The sequence below is a fragment of the Alkalimonas amylolytica genome (genome assembly GCF_900107845.1).
Taxonomy (GTDB): domain Bacteria; phylum Pseudomonadota; class Gammaproteobacteria; order Enterobacterales; family Alteromonadaceae; genus Alkalimonas; species Alkalimonas amylolytica.
In genome coordinates this window covers 331,661-350,703 of the sequence record NZ_FNRM01000001.1, presented here as the reverse complement: position 1 = coordinate 350,703, position 19,043 = coordinate 331,661, and the positions used below count along the sequence as shown (strand labels likewise).

General features: G+C 53.7%; 13 protein-coding genes. 9 read left to right on the top strand and 4 right to left on the bottom strand.

Annotation, left to right across the window (positions count from 1 at the left end; genetic code table 11):
- The first annotated feature begins 14 nt into the window (after positions 1-14).
- From nudF to rraB, 9 genes are all read left to right on the top strand, one after another.
- The gene (nudF, locus tag BLW37_RS01540) at positions 15-641 is read left to right on the top strand and encodes an ADP-ribose diphosphatase (protein WP_091338413.1); all 627 of its coding nucleotides are present in this window, start codon (positions 15-17) and stop codon (positions 639-641) included.
- A 64-nt stretch (positions 642-705) separates the two neighbouring features.
- On the top strand, positions 706-1,143 hold the full coding sequence (locus tag BLW37_RS01535; RefSeq protein ID WP_171907515.1) for a DUF1249 domain-containing protein: 438 nt from the start codon (positions 706-708) through the stop codon (positions 1,141-1,143).
- Positions 1,144-1,156: 13 nt separating this feature from the next.
- Positions 1,157-1,918, top strand: coding sequence for a metallophosphoesterase (locus tag BLW37_RS01530; RefSeq protein WP_091338409.1), 762 nt, complete (start codon positions 1,157-1,159; stop codon positions 1,916-1,918).
- Entirely contained in the window at positions 1,915-2,520 is a 606-nt protein-coding gene (locus tag BLW37_RS01525) for a YqiA/YcfP family alpha/beta fold hydrolase (protein WP_171907514.1), read from the top strand. Before BLW37_RS01530 ends, BLW37_RS01525 begins: the two co-directional genes overlap by 4 nt.
- Entirely contained in the window at positions 2,517-4,409 is a 1,893-nt protein-coding gene (gene parE, locus BLW37_RS01520; RefSeq protein WP_091338406.1) for a DNA topoisomerase IV subunit B, read from the top strand. The genes BLW37_RS01525 and parE overlap by 4 nt, the downstream gene beginning before the upstream one ends.
- 54 nt (positions 4,410-4,463) lie before the next feature.
- A complete protein-coding gene (locus BLW37_RS01515; protein ID WP_091338401.1) occupies positions 4,464-5,873 on the top strand; it encodes a tetratricopeptide repeat protein in 1,410 nt (469 codons plus the stop codon).
- On the top strand, positions 5,870-8,152 hold the full coding sequence (gene parC, locus BLW37_RS01510; protein ID WP_091338398.1) for a DNA topoisomerase IV subunit A: 2,283 nt from the start codon (positions 5,870-5,872) through the stop codon (positions 8,150-8,152). Before BLW37_RS01515 ends, parC begins: the two co-directional genes overlap by 4 nt.
- A 49-nt stretch (positions 8,153-8,201) precedes the next feature.
- Positions 8,202-8,942 carry a 1-acylglycerol-3-phosphate O-acyltransferase gene (locus BLW37_RS01505; RefSeq protein WP_091338395.1) on the top strand — a complete coding sequence of 247 codons (741 nt, stop codon included), beginning with the start codon at positions 8,202-8,204 and terminating at the stop codon, positions 8,940-8,942.
- A gap of 4 nt (positions 8,943-8,946) precedes the next feature.
- On the top strand, positions 8,947-9,318 hold the full coding sequence (gene rraB, locus BLW37_RS01500; RefSeq protein ID WP_091338392.1) for a ribonuclease E inhibitor RraB: 372 nt from the start codon (positions 8,947-8,949) through the stop codon (positions 9,316-9,318).
- Positions 9,319-9,387: 69 nt separating this feature from the next.
- Here the strand turns inward: rraB and BLW37_RS01495 are convergent, their stop codons facing one another.
- From BLW37_RS01495 to BLW37_RS01480, 4 genes are all read right to left on the bottom strand, one after another.
- The gene (locus tag BLW37_RS01495; protein WP_425426590.1) at positions 9,388-12,339 is read right to left on the bottom strand and encodes a TonB-dependent receptor; all 2,952 of its coding nucleotides are present in this window, start codon (positions 12,337-12,339) and stop codon (positions 9,388-9,390) included.
- A 23-nt stretch (positions 12,340-12,362) separates the two neighbouring features.
- Complete coding sequence (locus tag BLW37_RS01490) at positions 12,363-14,984, bottom strand: glycoside hydrolase family 16 protein (RefSeq protein ID WP_091338388.1); 2,622 nt, start codon at positions 14,982-14,984, stop codon at positions 12,363-12,365.
- A gap of 191 nt (positions 14,985-15,175) precedes the next feature.
- Entirely contained in the window at positions 15,176-17,689 is a 2,514-nt protein-coding gene (locus BLW37_RS01485) for a glycoside hydrolase family 3 protein (protein WP_425426589.1), read from the bottom strand.
- A 57-nt stretch (positions 17,690-17,746) separates the two neighbouring features.
- Complete coding sequence (locus BLW37_RS01480) at positions 17,747-19,006, bottom strand: sugar MFS transporter (RefSeq protein WP_091338385.1); 1,260 nt, start codon at positions 19,004-19,006, stop codon at positions 17,747-17,749.
- Between the last annotated feature and the right edge of the window lie 37 nt (positions 19,007-19,043).

Sequence of the window (19,043 nt, the reverse complement as noted above, 5' to 3'; positions counted from 1 at the left end):
ATGTGAGTACGCTGATGTCAGAATTCAAGGCCATAGAGTATCCTGTTTTTTCGGTAAAAGATGTAGAGATACGCGACCAAAGCACGGTTTTTCAGGGTTTCTTCAAAATTGATCGTTACACCTTACGGCATAAATTGTTCGGTGGTGGCTGGAGCGACTGGATGCAGCGGGAAATTTTTGAGCGTGGTCACGCTGCTGCCGTGCTGCCGTACCACCCAGCCAGCGACCAAATCGTGTTGGTCGAGCAGTTTCGCGCCGGCGCTTTAGCATCATCGCCCAGTCCCTGGTTGCTGGAAATCATTGCTGGCATGGTAGCGCCAGGGGAAACCATGGCCGAGGTGGCAATGCGGGAAAGCCGTGAAGAAGCCGGGCTGACCATAACGGAGCTGACACCAATGCTCAGTTATCTGTCCAGCCCGGGAGGCACCACCGAGCGCATTCAGCTGTACTTTGCTACACTGGACACTTTGCCAACCGAAGGTATTTTTGGTTTAGCACACGAGCATGAAGATATCCGGGTGCACCTGATTCCAAGGCCACAAGCCTTGCAATGGCTTGAAGAAGGCCGCATAGATAATGCAGCGACAGTGATTGCATTGCAGTGGCTGGCACTGCATTATAACCAGCTGTTTCCCGCCTGACCGGCGCACTGTGTGCAACCCTGTAGCAGGCTGGGACCAATGACAAGGGGTGTTCAAAGTACCTATGACAGCAAAGCCAAAGTACCGGCCAAAACTGCCAGACTTTCTTAGCTTGTGCGAACGTAATTTCGCCCAGCTGAGCCCTTTGCTGCCTGCAGAACACGCTGTGGGTGAGCGCCAGCTGATAGGGTTGGACGATACCAGTTATTTCCGGCTCGAAGTGCTGGAGGTTTGCCCCTATACCACGGTATTGCGCATTGTGCCGCTGCAGCAGAGTGACTGGCCGGTACCGCAACCTGCTTTTGATGTGCGTTTGTATCACGACGCCCGCTTGGCCGAGGTCATCAGCTGCCATGGTCGCCGCGGCCTGAAAGCGGTGTACGATTACCCCAATACCGAGATGCTGCAACCGGATGAAAAACGTCAGGTGAACCGTTTGCTCAGTGACTGGCTTCGGCTGTGTCGCCAGCAAGGCTTCCGCGCTGAGCCGGTACTGAGTTGACAGCGGGCGCTTGATGTTGGCTTACCACTTCCCTAAGCAAGACCAGCTTCGTTTGGTACAACTGACCGATTGCCATTTATTGGCTGAGCCATCTGCGCTGTACCAAGGCGTGTCGCCCTACCATCAGTTGCAGGCTGTGTTGCAGCAGCTTGCCGGCAATTGGCCAGATGCCGTGCTGCTGACCGGTGACTTAAGTCAGGATCACAGTCTGGCGTCTTATCAGCATTTACAGGATTTGATGCAACAGGTGCCAGTGCCGGTGTTTTGGCTGCCCGGCAATCATGACGATAGCCAGCAACTTGGTCAGTTACTGGCTAAAGCGCCGTTTTTACCTCACAAATCTTTGCATGCCGCCGGCTGGCAATTGCTGCTGCTGGACAGCACAGGGCCGACCCCTGCCGGTTACTTCCCGCATGAGCGCCGGGCTGAATTGGCAGTACAACTGAAGCAGCACAGCGAGCCTTGTTGGTTGTTTGCACACCACCACCCCTGGCCCATTGGTAGCTCAATCGATCGCCACGGCTGGCAGGATGCGGAACCTTTTTGGCAATTACTGCAGCAGTATCCTCAGGTGCGCGGTCTGGCGCATGGGCATTGTCATCATGCCTATCGGCGTCGCCAGCAGGGCATTGAGTTGGTCGGTTGTCCGGCGACTTCGGTGCAGTTCCAGCAAACGATTGAATGGCAAACGCAACTACAAGGGCCGCAATGGTGCGAATGGTCTTTTCATCACGATGGCAGTGTTCAGCTTGATTTTAAAAGGATCATGCCATGAGTTTGATACTCTATCTGCATGGCTTTGCCAGCTCATCGCAGTCACATAAAGCGCTGCAAACCCGGGCTTATTTTCAGCAACACCACCCGGAGATTGAATTGTTGGTGCCGGATTTACCCTATACCCCGACCGAAGCTTTGGCCGAAGTCAGCGAGGTGTTGGACGGTCGGGTCCCAACGGCGGTGATTGGTAGCTCATTGGGGGGCTTTCTTGCCACCTGGCTGGCGGAGCAGCATGACTGTCGTGCTTGTTTAATTAACCCGGCAGTGGCTCCTTATCGACTGTTGCGCCAGCATCTGGGCCGCTATTTTCACCCGGTGCGTCAATGCCATTACGAGGTATCGGAACACGCCATGACGGAGTTGCAACAACTGGAGCCTTCAGTACTTGCCAAGCCGTCGAATTATCTGGTACTACTGCAAAGTGGTGATGAAGTACTGGATTACCGTCAGGCCCTGCAGTTTTATCAGCACTGCCAATTGAATGTGCAGCAGGGCGGCGATCACAGCTATCAGAATTACGTGCAACAATTGCCAGCTATCGTGCGCTTTTGTTTGCAAGCCGATGAATTTCGAACACAACAGGTAATGTATCGACCATGACAGCTCAAAGCTATAACGCCGATTCGATAGAAGTCCTTACCGGGCTTGAGCCCGTGCAGCGCCGTCCGGGCATGTATACCGATACCTCCAGACCGAATCATTTGGCGCAGGAAGTCATCGATAACAGCGTGGATGAAGCCCTGGCCGGGCACGCTACTCAGATTAAAGTGGTGTTGCACGAAGACCAGTCACTGGAAGTGATCGATAACGGCCGTGGTATGCCGGTTGATATTCATCCGGAAGAAGGGGTGTCTGGTGTCGAGCTGATCTTCTGCCGCTTGCATGCCGGCGGTAAATTTTCCAATAAAAATTATCAGTTTTCCGGTGGTTTGCATGGTGTCGGGATCTCGGTAGTGAATGCCTTGTCCAGCCGGGTGGATGTGACTGTGCGGCGGGATGGTAATGTCTATGAGATGGCTTTTGCCGATGGTGCGAAAACCCAGGAGCTGACCATCACCGGCACGGTGGGTAAGCGCAATACCGGTACCCGGGTGCAGTTTTGGCCCAATGCCGGCTATTTTGATTCCGCCCGTTTTTCGGTGCCACGCTTGTTGCATGTGTTAAAAGCCAAAGCGGTGCTGTGCCCAGGGCTAAGTATCGAGTTTGAAGACAAGGTCAACAAAGAAAGTCACAGTTGGTGTTATCAGGATGGCATCCGCGATTACTTGGCTGAAGCGGTGAAAGACTTTGTCGCGCTGCCAGAGCAGCCTTTTGTTGGCAACTTTAACAGTACCCAGGAAGCGGTGGAGTGGGCTATGCTCTGGCTGCCGGAAGGCGGCGAGCTGGTCACCGAAAGTTACGTCAACCTGATCCCGACAGCGCAGGGGGGAACCCATGTCAATGGCCTGCGCCAGGGGGTGCTGGAAGCCCTGCGTGATTTTTGTGAGTTTCGTAATCTGCTACCGCGGGGTATTAAACTATCACCGGAAGATGTCTGGGATCGCTGCAGTTATATTTTATCGCTGAAAATGCAGGACCCGCAGTTTGCCGGCCAAACCAAAGAACGCTTATCATCGCGCCAGGCGTCGGCTTTTGTGTCTGGTATTGTCAAAGATGCCTTCAGCCTGTGGCTGAATGAGCATACCGAAATAGCTGAAGCGCTGGCTGAGCTCTGCATCAGCAATGCCCAAAAACGACTAAAAGCAGCAAAAAAAGTCGTGCGGAAAAAAGTCACCTCCGGCCCGGCTTTACCCGGCAAGCTGGCGGATTGCTCAGCGCAGGACCTGCAGCGAGCCGAACTGTTTCTGGTGGAAGGAGACTCAGCCGGTGGCTCGGCCAAACAAGCGCGGGACCGTGAGTTTCAGGCGGTGATGCCACTGCGTGGTAAAATTTTGAATACTTGGGAAGTCGAATCCGGCCAGATCCTGGCCTCGCAGGAAGTGCATGATATTTCAGTTGCCATTGGCATGGACCCGGACTCCACCGATTTATCGGCGCTGCGTTACGGCAAAGTGTGTATTCTGGCCGATGCCGACTCCGATGGCTTGCACATTGCTACCTTGTTGTGCGCCCTTTTTATGCGCCATTTCCCTGCTTTAGTAGAAGCCGGCCATGTCTATGTCGCCATGCCGCCCTTGTACCGCATCGATATTGGCAAGGATGTCTATTACGCGCTGGACGAAGACGAGAAAAACGGCATCCTGGATCGGATTGAAGCCGAGAAGAAAAAAGGCAAGGTCAATGTGCAGCGCTTTAAAGGCCTGGGTGAGATGAACCCACTGCAATTGCGGGAAACCACCATGGACCCGAACACCCGGCGCCTGGTGCAGCTGACCATCGATGACCAGCTGCAAACCATGGAGTTGATGGACATGCTGCTGGCCAAAAAGCGCTCGACCGACCGCCGCCAGTGGCTAGAGCAAAAAGGCGACAAGGCGATTCTTGCCTAGCTGCCTGATGCAGGTATACTGGCTCGTTAACAAGGTTTGTTCGCTGGAGTACGGATGAAAATCATTGCAAAGCTGATGGTTGCTCTGCTTGGCCTGTACTGTCTGGAACTGGTAGCGGTACCGGCTGGTGCGCCAAACTGGTTGCAGCAAGTGCATGAGCAAAAGCGACTAGCGCCAGAAGCTATGCTGGCGTTGTTGCAACAGCACGAAGACAGCATTCCATCGTTACCCCGGCAAGTGCAGCGCAGAGCTTATCAGGATTTTGCCACCTTGTTTGGCATGATGGGACAGCATCAGCAGCAGCTGGCTTATGCTCAAAAAGGGTTGGCGCTGGATGATGCGGCCGATACCCTGCGTGTGGAGTTGATGTACAACCTTGGTTTTGCTACCGAGATGCAAAGCAACTACTTGGAAGCACAGCAATACTATCAGCAGGGTATGAAACTGGCTGAGCAGTTGGGCGATGAATCGCTGCGCTTAAGGGGCGTGATCAATCAGGCCGCAGCTTTAAGTGGCCAGGAGCACTATCAGGAAGCGTTAGCGCTGCTGCAACAGGTCTATCAGCAGGTCGAAACCTTGGACGATTGGGAGCTGGAAGCGGAAGTCAACGCAGAGCTCGGTTTGTTGTATGCCACCATCACGTTTGAAGAAGAAGGGGTGCAGTTCCTTGATAAAGCCTATGCCATGTATAAAGAAAGGGGATGGCGTAAAAGCAAGATAGCTGTCTTGTACAATCTGGCACGTAGTTACAGTTTTTTGGAGCAATACGAGCAGGCGTTTGCTACTTACCAGCGGATGCTGACGGTCAGTCAGCAGTACGATGATCAATTGAATTTGTACTATGCCTATTTTGGATTAGCACTCAGCAGTCATGAATCGGGCCGTTACAGCGCAGCGTTGACCTACATACAAAAAGCCGAAGAATTTAAACATTTGTTGCAATCACCACTAAGCGAAATAGTGCATTACTATGAAAAATCTTTAATTTATAGCGGCTTGCAGCAACACTCAATGGCACTACAACAACTCATGCTAGCCAGGCAGCATCTGCAACAACTCAGTGATGCCGAAAGTGACTCCATGCGACTGAATATTGAATTTATGCAGGCACATTTGCAGGCCAGTCTCGGACAGTATGAGCAAGCCTACGAGTCGATGCAGGAAGTTTTTTTTCTATTCCAGGAAAGGTTTAATCAGGAAAGCGAACTGGCTCTGAGTAGTTTACGGCTAAGCTTCGCGCAGGAGCGAGAGCAAGCTGAACGCGCCTTGTTGTTGAAAGATAATGAATTGCAGGCCTTGCGTTTGTTGGAAGCTGATCGCAAACGCCTGATCCAGTGGCTTTGGACCGCAGTGTTTGCTATTACCAGTTTGGTGCTGTTTATTTTGTTGCTATGGCAGCGCATGGCTCGCCGTGACACTGCGCCAGACTCTCCCCATGATCAAGAGGAAACCAAGTCGTTATGACCGACACCATCATTACCGCAGACGGTGTAGAGCAGCTGTCCTTACGCCGCTTTACGGAAGAGGCTTACCTCAATTATTCCATGTACGTCATTATGGACCGGGCCCTGCCGCATATTGGTGATGGCTTAAAACCAGTACAGCGCCGAATTGTCTATGCCATGTCTGAGCTTGGGTTAAGCCATATTGCCAAGTACAAGAAATCCGCTCGTACCGTCGGTGATGTGCTGGGTAAATTCCATCCGCATGGTGACTCCGCCTGCTACGAAGCCATGGTGTTGATGGCACAACCGTTTTCGTATCGCTATCCGTTGGTGGATGGTCAGGGTAACTGGGGGGCACCGGACGATCCGAAGTCTTTTGCAGCCATGCGATATACCGAGTCACGTTTATCACGTTTTAGTGAAGTATTGTTATCAGAGCTTGGGGCAGGCACGGTCGACTGGACGCCTAACTTTGATGGCACCCTGGACGAGCCGAAAGTGCTGCCGGCACGCTTACCACATATTTTATTGAATGGCATCACCGGCATTGCAGTTGGTATGGCCACCGATATTCCACCGCACAATGTGCGGGAAGTAGCCCACGCCTGCGCTTTGCTGTTGGATCAGCCAGACAGCTCTATTGCTGATCTAATGCAGTTCATTCAGGGGCCGGATTACCCGACCGATGCCGAGATCATCAGCAGCAAAGACGACATAGTGGCCATGTATCAAAGTGGTCGAGGCAGCATTCGCATGCGTGCCCGTTATCTGCTGGAAGATGGCGATGTAGTGATTACTGCACTGCCGCATCAGACGTCCGGTGCCAAAATCCTGGAGCAGATTGCTGCCCAGATGCAGGCGAAGAAACTGCCGATGGTGACCGACTTACGTGATGAGTCCGATCATGAAAACCCAACCCGCATTGTGGTGGTTCCGCGATCGAACCGGGTCGACATCGAGCAGTTGATGCAGCACTTGTTCGCCACCACCGATCTGGAAAGAAGCTACCGGGTTAATCTGAATATGCTCGGGCTGGATAACCGCCCCGGTGTGCGCGATTTAAAAGCCATTCTGACAGACTGGCTGGTGTTTCGCCGTGATGTGGTGCGTCGCCGGCTGCAGTACCGGCTCGATAAGGTGCTGGACCGCTTGCATGTGTTGGAAGGTTTGCTGATTGCTTTCTTAAACATCGATGAGGTCATTGCTATTATCCGCGAGCACGATAAACCCAAGCCGGTGTTGATGGAACGTTTTGGCATCTCGGATCGTCAGGCCGAAGCGGTGCTGGAATTAAAGTTACGGCACTTAGCCCGGTTGGAGGAAATGAAAATCCGCGGCGAGCAGGACGAGCTGGCCAAAGAGCGTGACAAACTTCAGGGTATCCTGGGCTCTAACGCCAAGCTGACCAAGCTGATCCGGGCAGAGATCCTGGAAGCGGCGGAGAAATACGGCGATGACAGGCGTAGCCCGATCGTGGCCCGAAGTGAAGCCAAAGCCCTGTCTGAAAAAGAACTGCTACCGAGTGAGCCTGTCACCGTAGTGCTGTCGGAAAAAGGCTGGGTGCGCTGCGCCAAAGGCCATGATGTCGATGGCACCACATTAAGTTACAAGGCAGGCGATGGCTTTAAATCGGCCGCCAGCGGTAAGAGCAACCAAAATGCGGCCTTTTTAGACAGCTCTGGCCGCAGCTTCTCGGTAGAAGCGCATGAGCTGCCATCAGCTCGAGGTCAGGGCGAGCCATTATCCGGCCGCTTTAACCTGGTGGCAGGTGAGGCCTTTGAGCATGTGTTTATGGCGAAAGACGATCAACTGCTGCTGTTTGCCTCCGATGCTGGTTATGGCTTTGTCGGCCGCTTTGATGACATGCTGACCCGCAATAAATCCGGTAAGGCGTTGCTCAGCTTGCCGACTGGCAGCAAGGTACTGCCACCTGTGCCCATTCGTCAGCCGGAAACGGATCTGGTGGTCTGTGTTTCCACCGAAGGGCGCATGTTGGTATTCCCGGTGCAGGATTTGCCGCAGCTGAGCAAAGGCAAGGGCAATAAGATGCTGTCCATCCCGTCTGCCAAAGCGGCCAGCCGGGAAGAGTATGTCCGCCTGATGACGGTGATCCCGGCCGATGGCGGTGTGGTACTCACAGCGGGCAAGCGCAAGCTGAGTTTAAAAGCTGCCGACCTGGAGCATTATCGTGGTGAGCGTGGCCGACGGGGCAATAAGCTACCGCGTGGCTTGCAACGCATTGATCAAATGGAGTTGTTGCCGGGCGCCGCCGCAAGCAGTGATCAAACCAGCCTGTGATGTGCATCCGGCTATACTGTGCGCTTTTTAAAGAATCAGGAAGTTGCCTGTGATTGCTGTGGTTCGTTTGTTGTTGGTGCTGTGCTTTATTGTGCTCAGCACTTTGGTTGGCCTGCTGATTTGTCTCTTTCGGCCTTTTCACGCCAATAATGTGGTCTTGTTCGGTCGCTGGTATGCCTGGTGTGGCCGCATCTTTGGTGTGGAAGTGGAGGTTAGGCGGCATCCAGCGGTGCCTGATGCCCACCCTTGCGTCTATGTAGCTAACCATCAGAACAATTACGACTTGTTTCTGATGCCGAATGCCTTGTTGCACCGCACCGTCACTATCGGCAAAAAAAGTCTGCGACTGATCCCGTTTTTCGGTCAGTTGTATTGGCTAAGCGGTAATATTCTGCTGGACAGAGACAACCGCAGCCGGGCCGTGGGAACCATGCAGGGTTCAGTGGATCGCATTCGTAAAGAGCAATTGTCGGTCTGGATGTTTCCGGAAGGTACCCGCAGCTACGGCCGCGGTCTGCTGCCTTTTAAAACCGGCGCTTTTCATATTGCCCAGCAAGCTGGGGTGCCGGTGGTTCCGGTTTGCATGAGTTCGACTGCCCACATCAAACTCAATCGCTGGCGCAATGGCAAGGTCATCATTGCCATGCTGGAGCCAGTTGCCGTGACTCCAGAAACTCAAATTCGTCCACTGACCAGGCAAGTGCATCAAATGATGGCCGATAAGCTGGCCGAGCTTGATAGCGAGCTTAGCAGCGACTACACTGCCCAAAGTCTTACTGCGCGGAATTAACCCTATGGAAAACTGGCAAGAATTTACTGAAGAGACCATCGCAGCATTGCTGGAAGACGGCAGCGATCCGGATGCACTTTATACCATTGAGCACCACTTTTACCATGCTGACTTCAAGAAGTTGGAGCAACTGGCGGTCGAGGTGTTTAAGTTAGGGTTTGAAGTGACCGATGCGGAAGAAATTGAACTGGATGATGGCAGTCTGGCCTGGGTGTTTGATGCCATTCGCGAACAGTCGCTGGATGCCGATGCCATCACTGCCGATGCTATCCGGCTGGAGAAGGTCGCGGCCGAACATGGCATTGAATACGATGGTTGGGGCACGTACTTCGAAGACGAAGATGGCTACGAGCAGGATGAGGACGACGATTTCTAACGAAGCCAAGATACAGCGATAAAAATGCCCGCATTCGCGGGCATTTTGCATGGTGCCAGGGACGGCAGCTTAGAAACGATAGCGTGCGCCTAGCGCGTAGCGCGGGCCATACTGGCGGGCAAACAGGAACTGTTCTTCGTAACGGCCATAGCCACGCTCGGTGGCGTTGGTGATGTTGATGCCTTCAAAGAATACCGTCAGTTGCGGATTGATGTCGTAATTCACACTCAGATCCCATTGGGTGTACTGGCGGGCGAATTGTGGTGGTGCATCCGAGGATCCTTGCGCCTGACCAACCCCAATCAGATAACTATCACGCCAGGCGTAGGTCACTTTCACCGATAAACCATCTTTCTCATAGAACACTTGCAAGTTGGCTGAGTCACTCAAGCCACTGAGTGGCGCTTGTTGTTCCAAACTTTCGGTGTCGAACTTGACATCGCCATTCACAAAGGTGGCATTGGCACCAAAACCAAAGCCGGTGTCACCCAGCAGGTGTTGCCAGGCAATCTCGACCCCATCGACCGACTTACTGTCGGTATTTTGCGGTTGGCTGATACTCCAAACGATTAGCGGATCTTGTGCTGTGGGTTCAATCCGGCCATCGGCATTGCCATGACCATTGGCCAGCATTTGCTCAAAAATGGCGGTGCTGGTGGCCTGCTCGCCACGCGCTTCGATATCCGCCACTGCCTGGTTGTAGCGCGGGCCATTCAGGATATCGTGCAAGCCATCAATGGTAATGTCGGTGATGGTGGTTTGAATGAAGTTGTCGACGTTTTTGCGAAAGTAACCAATGGCTGCATAGCTTCCTTCGGCGTAGTAGTACTCCAAGGTCAGATCCAGGTTGCTGGACTCGAAGGGTTGCAGATTGGTGTTGCCCTGGCCGCCACTGCGCGCGCCAGGGCGTGGACTACCGCTTAAACTTCGGCCACCAGCCAGAGCCCCCAAAGGTGCCCGGGAAATGGTTTTACCCCAGGAGAAACGGCCAATCAGATCCTCGGTCAGTTCCACCCGCAGATCAAACATGGGTAAAAACACATCGTGCTTGCCAGTCAGGGTCAAGAAGGTATCTTCGCCCTGTTGGTACTGCATGATCCACTCGGATGCACTTTCCCAGTTCACCTGACGTTCTACCCGTTGGCGTACCGTGCTGGTGACATCGGTTTCTTCATAGCGCAGGCCAGCATTTAATTGCACCGGATAGGAGCCAATATCAAACTCCCAGGCTGATTGCAGATAGATGCTGTTGGTGACTTCTTTGACCGAGCTTTGACTGGTAATGCCATTAAAGTAGGCATCCGGTACAAACACATCGCTGCCCATCACATCGGCGGTTAAAAAAGCCATTTGCCGTGCGACCGCTTCGTCAAAATCAAAAGTGTAGTAATAGTTGGTCAACATATTGGCACCACCGCCCTGAAATTGATCCAGGAAGTTACGGGTGCTGTTCAGTGTATACATGCTGTCCGGGAAAATTTCCTTAAAGCTGGGGTTAAAACCCGGGCCGCCGCGCAGACCACTCCAGGCATTCCAGCCGCCAAAGTTTTGCTCGGTACGGGCAACGCCGCCTTTAATTTCCAGCAGCGGCAGATTAAAGCGCGAGTTAAACCAGGTGCCGTCCAGTTGCAGCTGCTTGATCTCCGACTCGCCTGGTGAGTGGATAAACTGGCCGAAGTTGGAGTCGATTTCACCTGGTTGCAGTACATTGGTGCCGTTACGCCACAAAATTTCCATCTGCGGGATATCACCGGTGCGGTAATCGTAAATCTTGGTGACCAGCTGGTCTGAACCTAAGATCACCTGACCCCAGTTGCCGCTGCCTTTATCAGCGCCATTGTCGGTTTTGTTGTTGGAGTCGTGATAATCCAGTTGCAGGCGGAAATCATCGTGCAGCTGCCAGTCGGCGTTAAAACCAATGGAGCGGGCTGTTACTTCGGTGGTGCCTTTGCTGGCAGTAAAGGAGCCATCATTGCCACCAATATCGGCAAAAATGGCAGTGCCACGCTCATCCAGCTCATAGGCATTGATGTTACCGCCAAATTCATTCCAAATCCCCCAACCAATCACTTCCAAGCCCGTCACTGCCCGGCTAGCGGTGTAGTCCATGGTCAAGGTCAGATTATCTGTAGGCGCATACTGCAAAGTAAGCTGACCATTGGTGCGCTCACGCTGTAAGTCTTCGATGCTGTAGTTCATGTCTTTCGGGAAGAAATGATTGCCGATTGGATTGCCTTCTGCATCCCGCGGCCGGGCATCAGTAACAAATTGACTATCCAACGATGGCAAAGGCACATTGGCTTGCCAGCCCTGAATATTGGCTTGTTGGCGTTGAAAATCACGGCGGTGATGGGAAAAAGTAAAGGCAGCACCGAAACGATCATCAAAGAAGGTGTTGCTGTACACGGCAGCGAATTCAGGGGTGATGTCGTCGCCTTTTTCATTGGAGCTATCGTACAGCGCCTTCCCCATGATAGCGAACTGTTCACCTGGCCGTTGCAGCGGACGTGTGGTGACGATATTTACGGTTGCACCTAAGCCACCACTTGGGTTTTCAGCCCGAGCGGTTTTATACACTTCCAGAGCACTGACCCCTTCGGAGGATAAATTCTCCAGATTGTAAGAGCGGCTGAAACCGGAGCCGGGCATTTGCCTGCCATTCAAGGTGATCAGGTTGAACTCGGGGCCAAAACCCCGTACCGTGATCTGGCTGCCTTCGCCATTAGCACGGCTAACCGAGACACCGGTAATACGTTGCAGCGATTCTGCCAGGTTGGTATCCGGGAACTTACCCATTTCTTCAGCAGAGATGGCATCCACTACGCCTGAGCTTTCCCGTTTGAAATCCATGGAGCGCGCTAAGCTGCCACGAATGCCTCGTACTTCAATGATCTCGATGGCGTCGGCTTGCGTGGTAGCGTCATTTTCGCCCGCCAGAACTGGCTGGAGGGCAGCTGTGGACAGCACGACAGAGACAGCGGCTGCGATGCGGTTTTTCAAAAAGATTTTTGCTTTCATCATCATTCTACTCTTGTCGGTCTGTTTTAGTTGTTGGAGATTTCGACGTTGGTCATGCGATAGACAGCACCATCGCCTTCACCCCAGGCCGGGAATACCATCAGTACATTGATGGCACTGATATCCAGGCCGGCATCAAACAGGCGCTGCAGCGGGAAGCTGTAGCGTTGCCACTGACCGGCAACCGGTGCATCACCGCCTTCGATCAAAGGCAGCTCCACGGCTGTGGCAGCGCCAACCGATTCAATCTTAAACAGCCAGGGCGCAGCCGGATTGTTCGGCAGGTCAACTATTTTCAAATCAAAACTCACAGCGCCATTGGCCAGCAGGGCGGTGGCATCAAAAGACACGCCTTCATTGGCCAGGAAGCCCATCACGGTTGGTTGGCTGCCAATCACAAACTGAGCGCTCGGACCTTTTTCATCGTCTACTTCGACGGTTGGTGTGGAACCACCGCAGCAATCCCAGATGGACCAGTCTGCATGGACCGAGTTGCCAAACAGCACCAGGTTACTGCCAGCTGCATTGGGGTTGTATATCCGCACCTGGTTCATGCGATAGACAGCACCTTCTCCTGTACCCCAGGCCGGAAAGACCATAATGACATCAATGGCGCTCAGATCCAGGCCAGCATCGGACAATGCTTGCAAGCTGAAGGTATAGGTTTGCCACTGACCAGTCACCGGGTTCTGACCACCGTTGCCAGCGGCTAAATCCAGTTCGACTTCGGTGGCCGTGTTGTCGGATTCGATTTTAAACTTCCAGACCGCATCCGGGTTTGCTGGTGCATTCACCACTTTCAGATCGAATTGCACCACACCCTCGTGCAGCAGTGCTGAGGCATCAAATGGATTGCCACCACCCAGAGGCGCCCGGCCTATGAAGCCCATCACCGTGGGCGCTGCACCAATCTGGAATTCAGCAACCAGGCCTTGCTCATCATCCATCACTTCAAGCGGGGTGCTGCCACCACAGCAGTCCCACATTGGCCAATCCAGATTTTGCTCGTTGTCGAAGATCACCAGTTCAGGAAAGCTCTGGTCAGCACCGCTGATTTCAACATTGTCCAGTAGGTAAACAGCGCCTTCGCCGGCTCCCCAGGCCGGGAATACCATAATCACATCAATGGCACTTGGATCCAGGCCCATATCGGCCAGCATTTGCAGTGAAAAGGTATAGGTCTGCCACTGGCCGCTTACCGGCATCATACCTTCGACACTGGCATCCAGTGGTAGCTCGGCAAAGGTGGTATTCTCATTGCTTTCTACTTTGAATAACCAGTCTGCTGACGGGTTGTTGGGCATCGAGACCACTTTCATATCAAAGCGGATCGCGCCTGTCTCCAGAATCGGCGACGCATCAAAAGCTGCCGGGCTGGAAGTAAAGGCGGAGCGGCTGATAAAGCCATTCACAGTTGGGGAAGCCCCTACCAAGAACTCGTAGACATTACCACGTTCGTTATCCTCAACCAGTTGTGGCGTTGAGCCGCCGCAGCAATCCCAGGCCGGCCAGCTAGGGTTGGTGGTCCCATTGGCAAAAATGGTCAGGTTTTGCGGAATGCCGGTCGATGGTGGCGATGGGATTGGGGCCATGCCTGTAACCAGGGTATTTTCATCTTTGTAGCCAGCCCGCACGGTAGCGCAGCCTTTGCCCGTTTTGGGGTTGGAGGCACACTGGTACACCCGTACATAATCAATTTCAAACACCTGGCCATTGGCAAAGGCATCGGCATCGATGCCGCCATTATTGACGTTTTCCGGCCAGTTGCCACCCACTGCCAGGTTCAGGATCAGGTGAAAGCGCTGATCAAAAGGCGCATTGTTGTACTGGGTTTCCAGCGCACCGGTGATTTGATTGTAGTACTCCGCAAACCAACCGCGGTGACGTAAACCGACCACTTCACCGCGGCTGTTAAAGCGCAGTTGCGAGGCCATCTGCGTTTGATACAGATAGCCATCGACGTACCAGCGAATTTCACCTTCTTCCCACTCAATGGCATAGGTATGAAAACCATCGGCCGGGTTGGCGCCATTTGGCAGGGTGTATGCTTTGCCGGAGTAAACATTATTGGGCCAATCTCGGCCATAGTGCAGGGTACCATGCACCCGCGACTCGATAGTGCCATCTTCATCGGCGACTTTCAGGTTCACCGCTTCAACGATGTCAATTTCGCCCGACTTGGGCCAGCCACCATACACGGAGTCGGTTGGCATCATCCAGATTGCCGGCCAGCTGCCCTGCCCGTAGGGCATTTTGGCCCGCACTTCAATGCGGCCATAGCGCCAGTCGCCCTGGTTTTTGGTATTCAAGCGGGCGGATGTGTAGGGTTTGGCTGCAGCTTCTTCCGCCGGTAAGGCAACAATTTTCAGGGTGCCATCAGAAACAAAAGCATTGTCCGGGCTGTCGGTATAGCATTGCTGCTCTTCGTTACCGCCGCCCCGGCAATCGACCTCGAAGGTCCACTTACGCAAATCAATGCTGTTGCCTTCAAACTCGTCGCTCCAGACCAGCTGCCAGTCACTGACTGGCTCGGTCGGATCTACCGCAGTAAAGTCGGAATTGGTGTTTACATCCCCGTCACAACCAATCAAGCCGCAAAGCACCAACGCGGCTGATAGTTGTTTTAATTTTATCGTTGTTGTGGTCATAACTTGAGTTCCTGGTTTTGTTGCCATACCTGTCATTAGCAATCGTGACACAAGCTGAAATGTAAGCGCTTACATTGAGCGTAGTGCAAATTGTGACCAAGGTCAATGCAGCGCCGGTTAAAAATTTCAAAAGTTACCAATTTAAAAATAGTGCTCATGCGAAAGCCCGCTTCAGCATGAGCACTTTACATTTACGGGCAGCTGATGTTGTCAGCGGCTTGCTGCTGAGCGACGATCCTTACATCGGCCAGACTGAGTGTCAGTGCGCCCTCGGTTTCCAGATACATCGCAGAGAACACCTGCTGCAGTGATAGCCCCTGCTGTTGCAGGCATTGCAGCGGCACTGCCAGTTGAGTCCATTCACCGTCAGCGGCAGCCTTGAGTTCGTTGGCAATATTCACCGCGCCCTGGCAGTCGGCGTTGCAGTGCATGCCCAGCCAGACTTCATCCGGTACTGCGCCCTGACGCTGCAGTTCCACCACCAACTGGCTGTTGGCTTCACCGTAGCCGCGTAAATCGCGCGGGAAGGCACTGATAAAGCTCAGGCGTGCCAGCTGGCCGCCGTCAAATACAAAGCGGCGGGCATCTTCCTGCACCAGTCGGTCGAAGGTACGGCTGTACAGGCCCGGCAGTTCCTGCACACTGCTGGTAACCGCAGCACTCTGCTCACCGCTGTGTAAAAACAGCTGCCATGGGCTGCGTGGGGCGCGTTCAAACACCACCAGATCGCTCAGGGTTTCATCCTGAGTGACTTCAACCGGCAGACTGTCGCCAAGTACGTCGGCATCGCCGTAACGCAGGCCAAAACCATAGGGCAGCAGTGGCTGGTAATCGGCATCAAAGCGGTTCACCACGGCTTGTTGTGGTGTGGCTGGCCAGGAGAAGGTCAGACGGCCATGAAAATCATGCTGCACAGCGCCATTGGCATCACGCAGAATCACATCCGCCACCCCTTCGCCTTCGCTGCCAGGCAGCCAGATAGCGACAAAGGCATCGGAGGCATTCAGCTCCGGGTTCACCCACATTGGGCGACCACTGATAAAAAGCGCTACCACCGGAATGCCTTCGGCCTGCAGTTGTTGCAGCAGCGCTAAGTCGGTTTTATTGCCGCGCTGATACTCCAGATTATCGATATCGCCATTGCCTTCGGCATAGGGTTCTTCACCAAACACCACGATGGCAACATCCGGTCGTTGCTGATAGCTGCCGTCTTCGCTCAGTTCAACAGAGCCGCCGGCTGCTGCCACCTGACGAGCAATGCCGCCATAGATAGAAGTGCCGCCCGGGAAATCCTCGTTGGTGTTGCCGGTGCCTTGCCAGCTGATGGTCCAGCCACCGGATTGCTGACCGATGTTATCGGCACCAGGGCCGGTAACAAGCAAATGCTGGCGTGGATCCAGTGGCAGCAACTGATTTTGGTTTTTCAGCAGCACCAGCGACTGACGCACGGCTTCACGCGCTACCGCACGGTGTTCAGCAGCACCAATCAGTTCCAGTCGGCCAGCCAGTGGGCGATTGGCCGGGCTTGGTTTATCAAACAGGCCGGCGCGTTTTTTCACCCGCAAAATCCGCCGCACGGCATCATCTATTCGGCTCATTGGGATCACGCCATTTTCTACTTGCTCGATCAGATTGTAGTACAGTGGTTTCCAGGCATCGGTTGGCACCATGAAAATATCCAGCCCGGCCAGTGCAGCTTGTGGGCAGTCGGCGTTGCTGCAGCCTGGGATCTGGCCGTGACCATTCCAGTCTCCTACCACCAGGCCATCAAAACCCATCCGCTCTTTCAATACCTGGGTGAGCAGATAATGATCGCCGTGAATTTTCTTGCCATTCCAGCTGTTAAAGGTAGCCATCACCGTCTGAGCACCGGCCGATAAACCGCCGACATAGCCCTGGGCATGAATGTCGAACAGCTCCTGCTCGGACACTTCGGCATCGCCCTGGTCAATACCATGGGTGGTGCCACCATCGCCGACAAAGTGTTTTACTGTGCTGATCACCCGGCGATCACTGAGAAAATCAGCATCGGCGGCGCCTTGCAAGCCTCTGACAATAGCCGCTGAGTAGCTGCGCACTATCTCCGGATCTTCCGAGTAGCTTTCGTAGGTTCGGCCCCAGCGTGGGTCGCGGGCGACCGCCACAGTGGGAGCGAACACCCAGTCAATGCCGGTGGCCATCACTTCGCGGGCGGTCACTTCTGCAATGCGTTCAATCAAATCGGGGTTCTTGGCTGCACCAAGGCCGATATTGTGCGGAAAAATGGTTGCGCCAATCACATTGTTGTGGCCATGCACTGCATCGGTGCCCCACATGGTCGGGATGCTGATGCCATTGATGGCGTCATCCATGGAAGCCTGGTACATAGCTTCGGCCAGCGCTATCCAATCCTGCGGCGTGGCATATTTGTCGTCATTTGGAAAGGCACCACCACCATTTAAAAAGGAGCCAAAACCATAGCTGCGCATGTCTTCCACAGTAATATCGCGGATTTCCGGCTGGATCATCTGAGCAATTTTTTGTGGCAGCGTCATTTGTGCCAGCAGCGCATCAATGGCTTGTTCCATAGCCGGATCTTTGGCCACCGGACTTTCAATGACTGGCCAGATGGTGAGATCACCTCGCTGCGTCTGGGCAGCATCGCTACTGGGTTGTTGCTGGCTACAGCCAGTCAGCGCCAGCATGCTGGCCGTTACAAGTGCCATTGGTATTCTCCGCATTCGGCCAGAGGTATTGTTCGGCAGAAAAGTCATGGAAGCTCCTTAGGATTGCTCTGCGGTCGATTGAGGTATACAGCCTTTCAGGCCGTAATAAGCGATGTAGATATAGCATAGCAGGGGCAGTAAGAACGCCTGCTGCACGCCAAAGGTATCAGCCAGTACGCCTTGCAACAAAGGCAGTACAGCACCACCAACAATGGCCAGGCACAGTATGCCGGAGCCCTGACTGGTGTGCTGTTTCAGACCATGGATCGCCAGGCTGAAAATGGTAGGGAACATAATGGAGTTGCACAGGCCAACCAACAGCAGGGACCACATCGCAAGTTTGCCTTCGCTTAAAATGGTGATCGCCAGCAGGAATACGGCGCAGACAGCATTAAACGCCAGCGCCTTACCGGCATTGATTTTTTGCATGGCAGCGGCGCCAATAAAGCGGCCCAGCATAGCACCACCAAAGTACCAGGCAATGTAATGGGCTGCCTGCGCTTCGCTCATGCCGCCAATGTGGGGCATGGCTAAGTAGCTGACCAGGAAGCTGCCAATACCCACCTCAGCACCCACATAAACAAAAATACCGACAGCACCCAGTACCAGATGGCGGTACTGCCAGGCAGAGCCCTGCAAGTGGATCGGGTTGCTGCGGTCCTTTTGGCCTAGTTTGGGTAGTTTGATCCAAGCAAAGATAATCGCCAGCACAATTAAGGATGCTGCCAGCAACAGATAAGGCAGCTGCACGGAGGTGGACGAGACTTGTGTATCGGCCGAGACGTCCATGCCGGAGAAAATCAACCAGGCCCCAAAGAAGGGGGCGACTGTGGTGCCCAGTGAGTTAAAGGCTTGGGTCATCGTCAGTCGGGAAGAGGCGGTTTCAGGCTTACCCAGTACACTGACATAGGGGTTGGCTGCCACCTGCAGGATAGTGATGCCTGACGCCAGCACAAACAAGGCAAACAAAAACAGGCCATAGACCTGAATGGCGGCGGCCGGATAAAACAGCAGACAACCGGCACCTGCCACTAAAAGGCCGGTGACAATGCCGGATTGGTAGCCGATGCGTCCCACCAGCATGCCTGCTGGCACAGACACGACAAAATAGGCGCCAAAAAAGCAAAACTGCACCAGCATGGCCTGGGTATAGCTGAGATCAAACAGCAGTTGCAGGTAGGGGATCAGGATATCATTCAGGCAGGTGATAAAGCCCCAGATAAAAAATAACGATGTAAGTGACGTCAGTGCAAAGCGTAAATTCCCTGGCTGCTTTGTCGGCTCAGCCTCGGTAACCATTACTGGTGCAGTGGCCATAAGTTCCCCCTGTCTCTGTATTGTTATGCACCAGCAG

What these genes read in the sequence shown, in the direction of transcription:
- nudF (WP_091338413.1), top strand. Translation starts at nt 15, where the DNA reads ATGTCAGAATTCAAGGCCATAGAGTATCCTGTTTTTTCGGTAAAAGAT.
- BLW37_RS01535 (WP_171907515.1), top strand. Translation starts at nt 706, where the DNA reads ATGACAGCAAAGCCAAAGTACCGGCCAAAACTGCCAGACTTTCTTAGC.
- BLW37_RS01530 (WP_091338409.1), top strand. Translation starts at nt 1,157, where the DNA reads ATGTTGGCTTACCACTTCCCTAAGCAAGACCAGCTTCGTTTGGTACAA.
- BLW37_RS01525 (WP_171907514.1), top strand. Translation starts at nt 1,915, where the DNA reads ATGAGTTTGATACTCTATCTGCATGGCTTTGCCAGCTCATCGCAGTCA.
- parE (WP_091338406.1), top strand. Translation starts at nt 2,517, where the DNA reads ATGACAGCTCAAAGCTATAACGCCGATTCGATAGAAGTCCTTACCGGG.
- BLW37_RS01515 (WP_091338401.1), top strand. Translation starts at nt 4,464, where the DNA reads ATGAAAATCATTGCAAAGCTGATGGTTGCTCTGCTTGGCCTGTACTGT.
- parC (WP_091338398.1), top strand. Translation starts at nt 5,870, where the DNA reads ATGACCGACACCATCATTACCGCAGACGGTGTAGAGCAGCTGTCCTTA.
- rraB (WP_091338392.1), top strand. Translation starts at nt 8,947, where the DNA reads ATGGAAAACTGGCAAGAATTTACTGAAGAGACCATCGCAGCATTGCTG.
- BLW37_RS01495 (WP_425426590.1), bottom strand. Translation starts at nt 12,339, where the DNA reads ATGATGAAAGCAAAAATCTTTTTGAAAAACCGCATCGCAGCCGCTGTC.
- BLW37_RS01490 (WP_091338388.1), bottom strand. Translation starts at nt 14,984, where the DNA reads ATGACCACAACAACGATAAAATTAAAACAACTATCAGCCGCGTTGGTG.
- BLW37_RS01485 (WP_425426589.1), bottom strand. Translation starts at nt 17,689, where the DNA reads ATGGCACTTGTAACGGCCAGCATGCTGGCGCTGACTGGCTGTAGCCAG.
- BLW37_RS01480 (WP_091338385.1), bottom strand. Translation starts at nt 19,006, where the DNA reads ATGGCCACTGCACCAGTAATGGTTACCGAGGCTGAGCCGACAAAGCAG.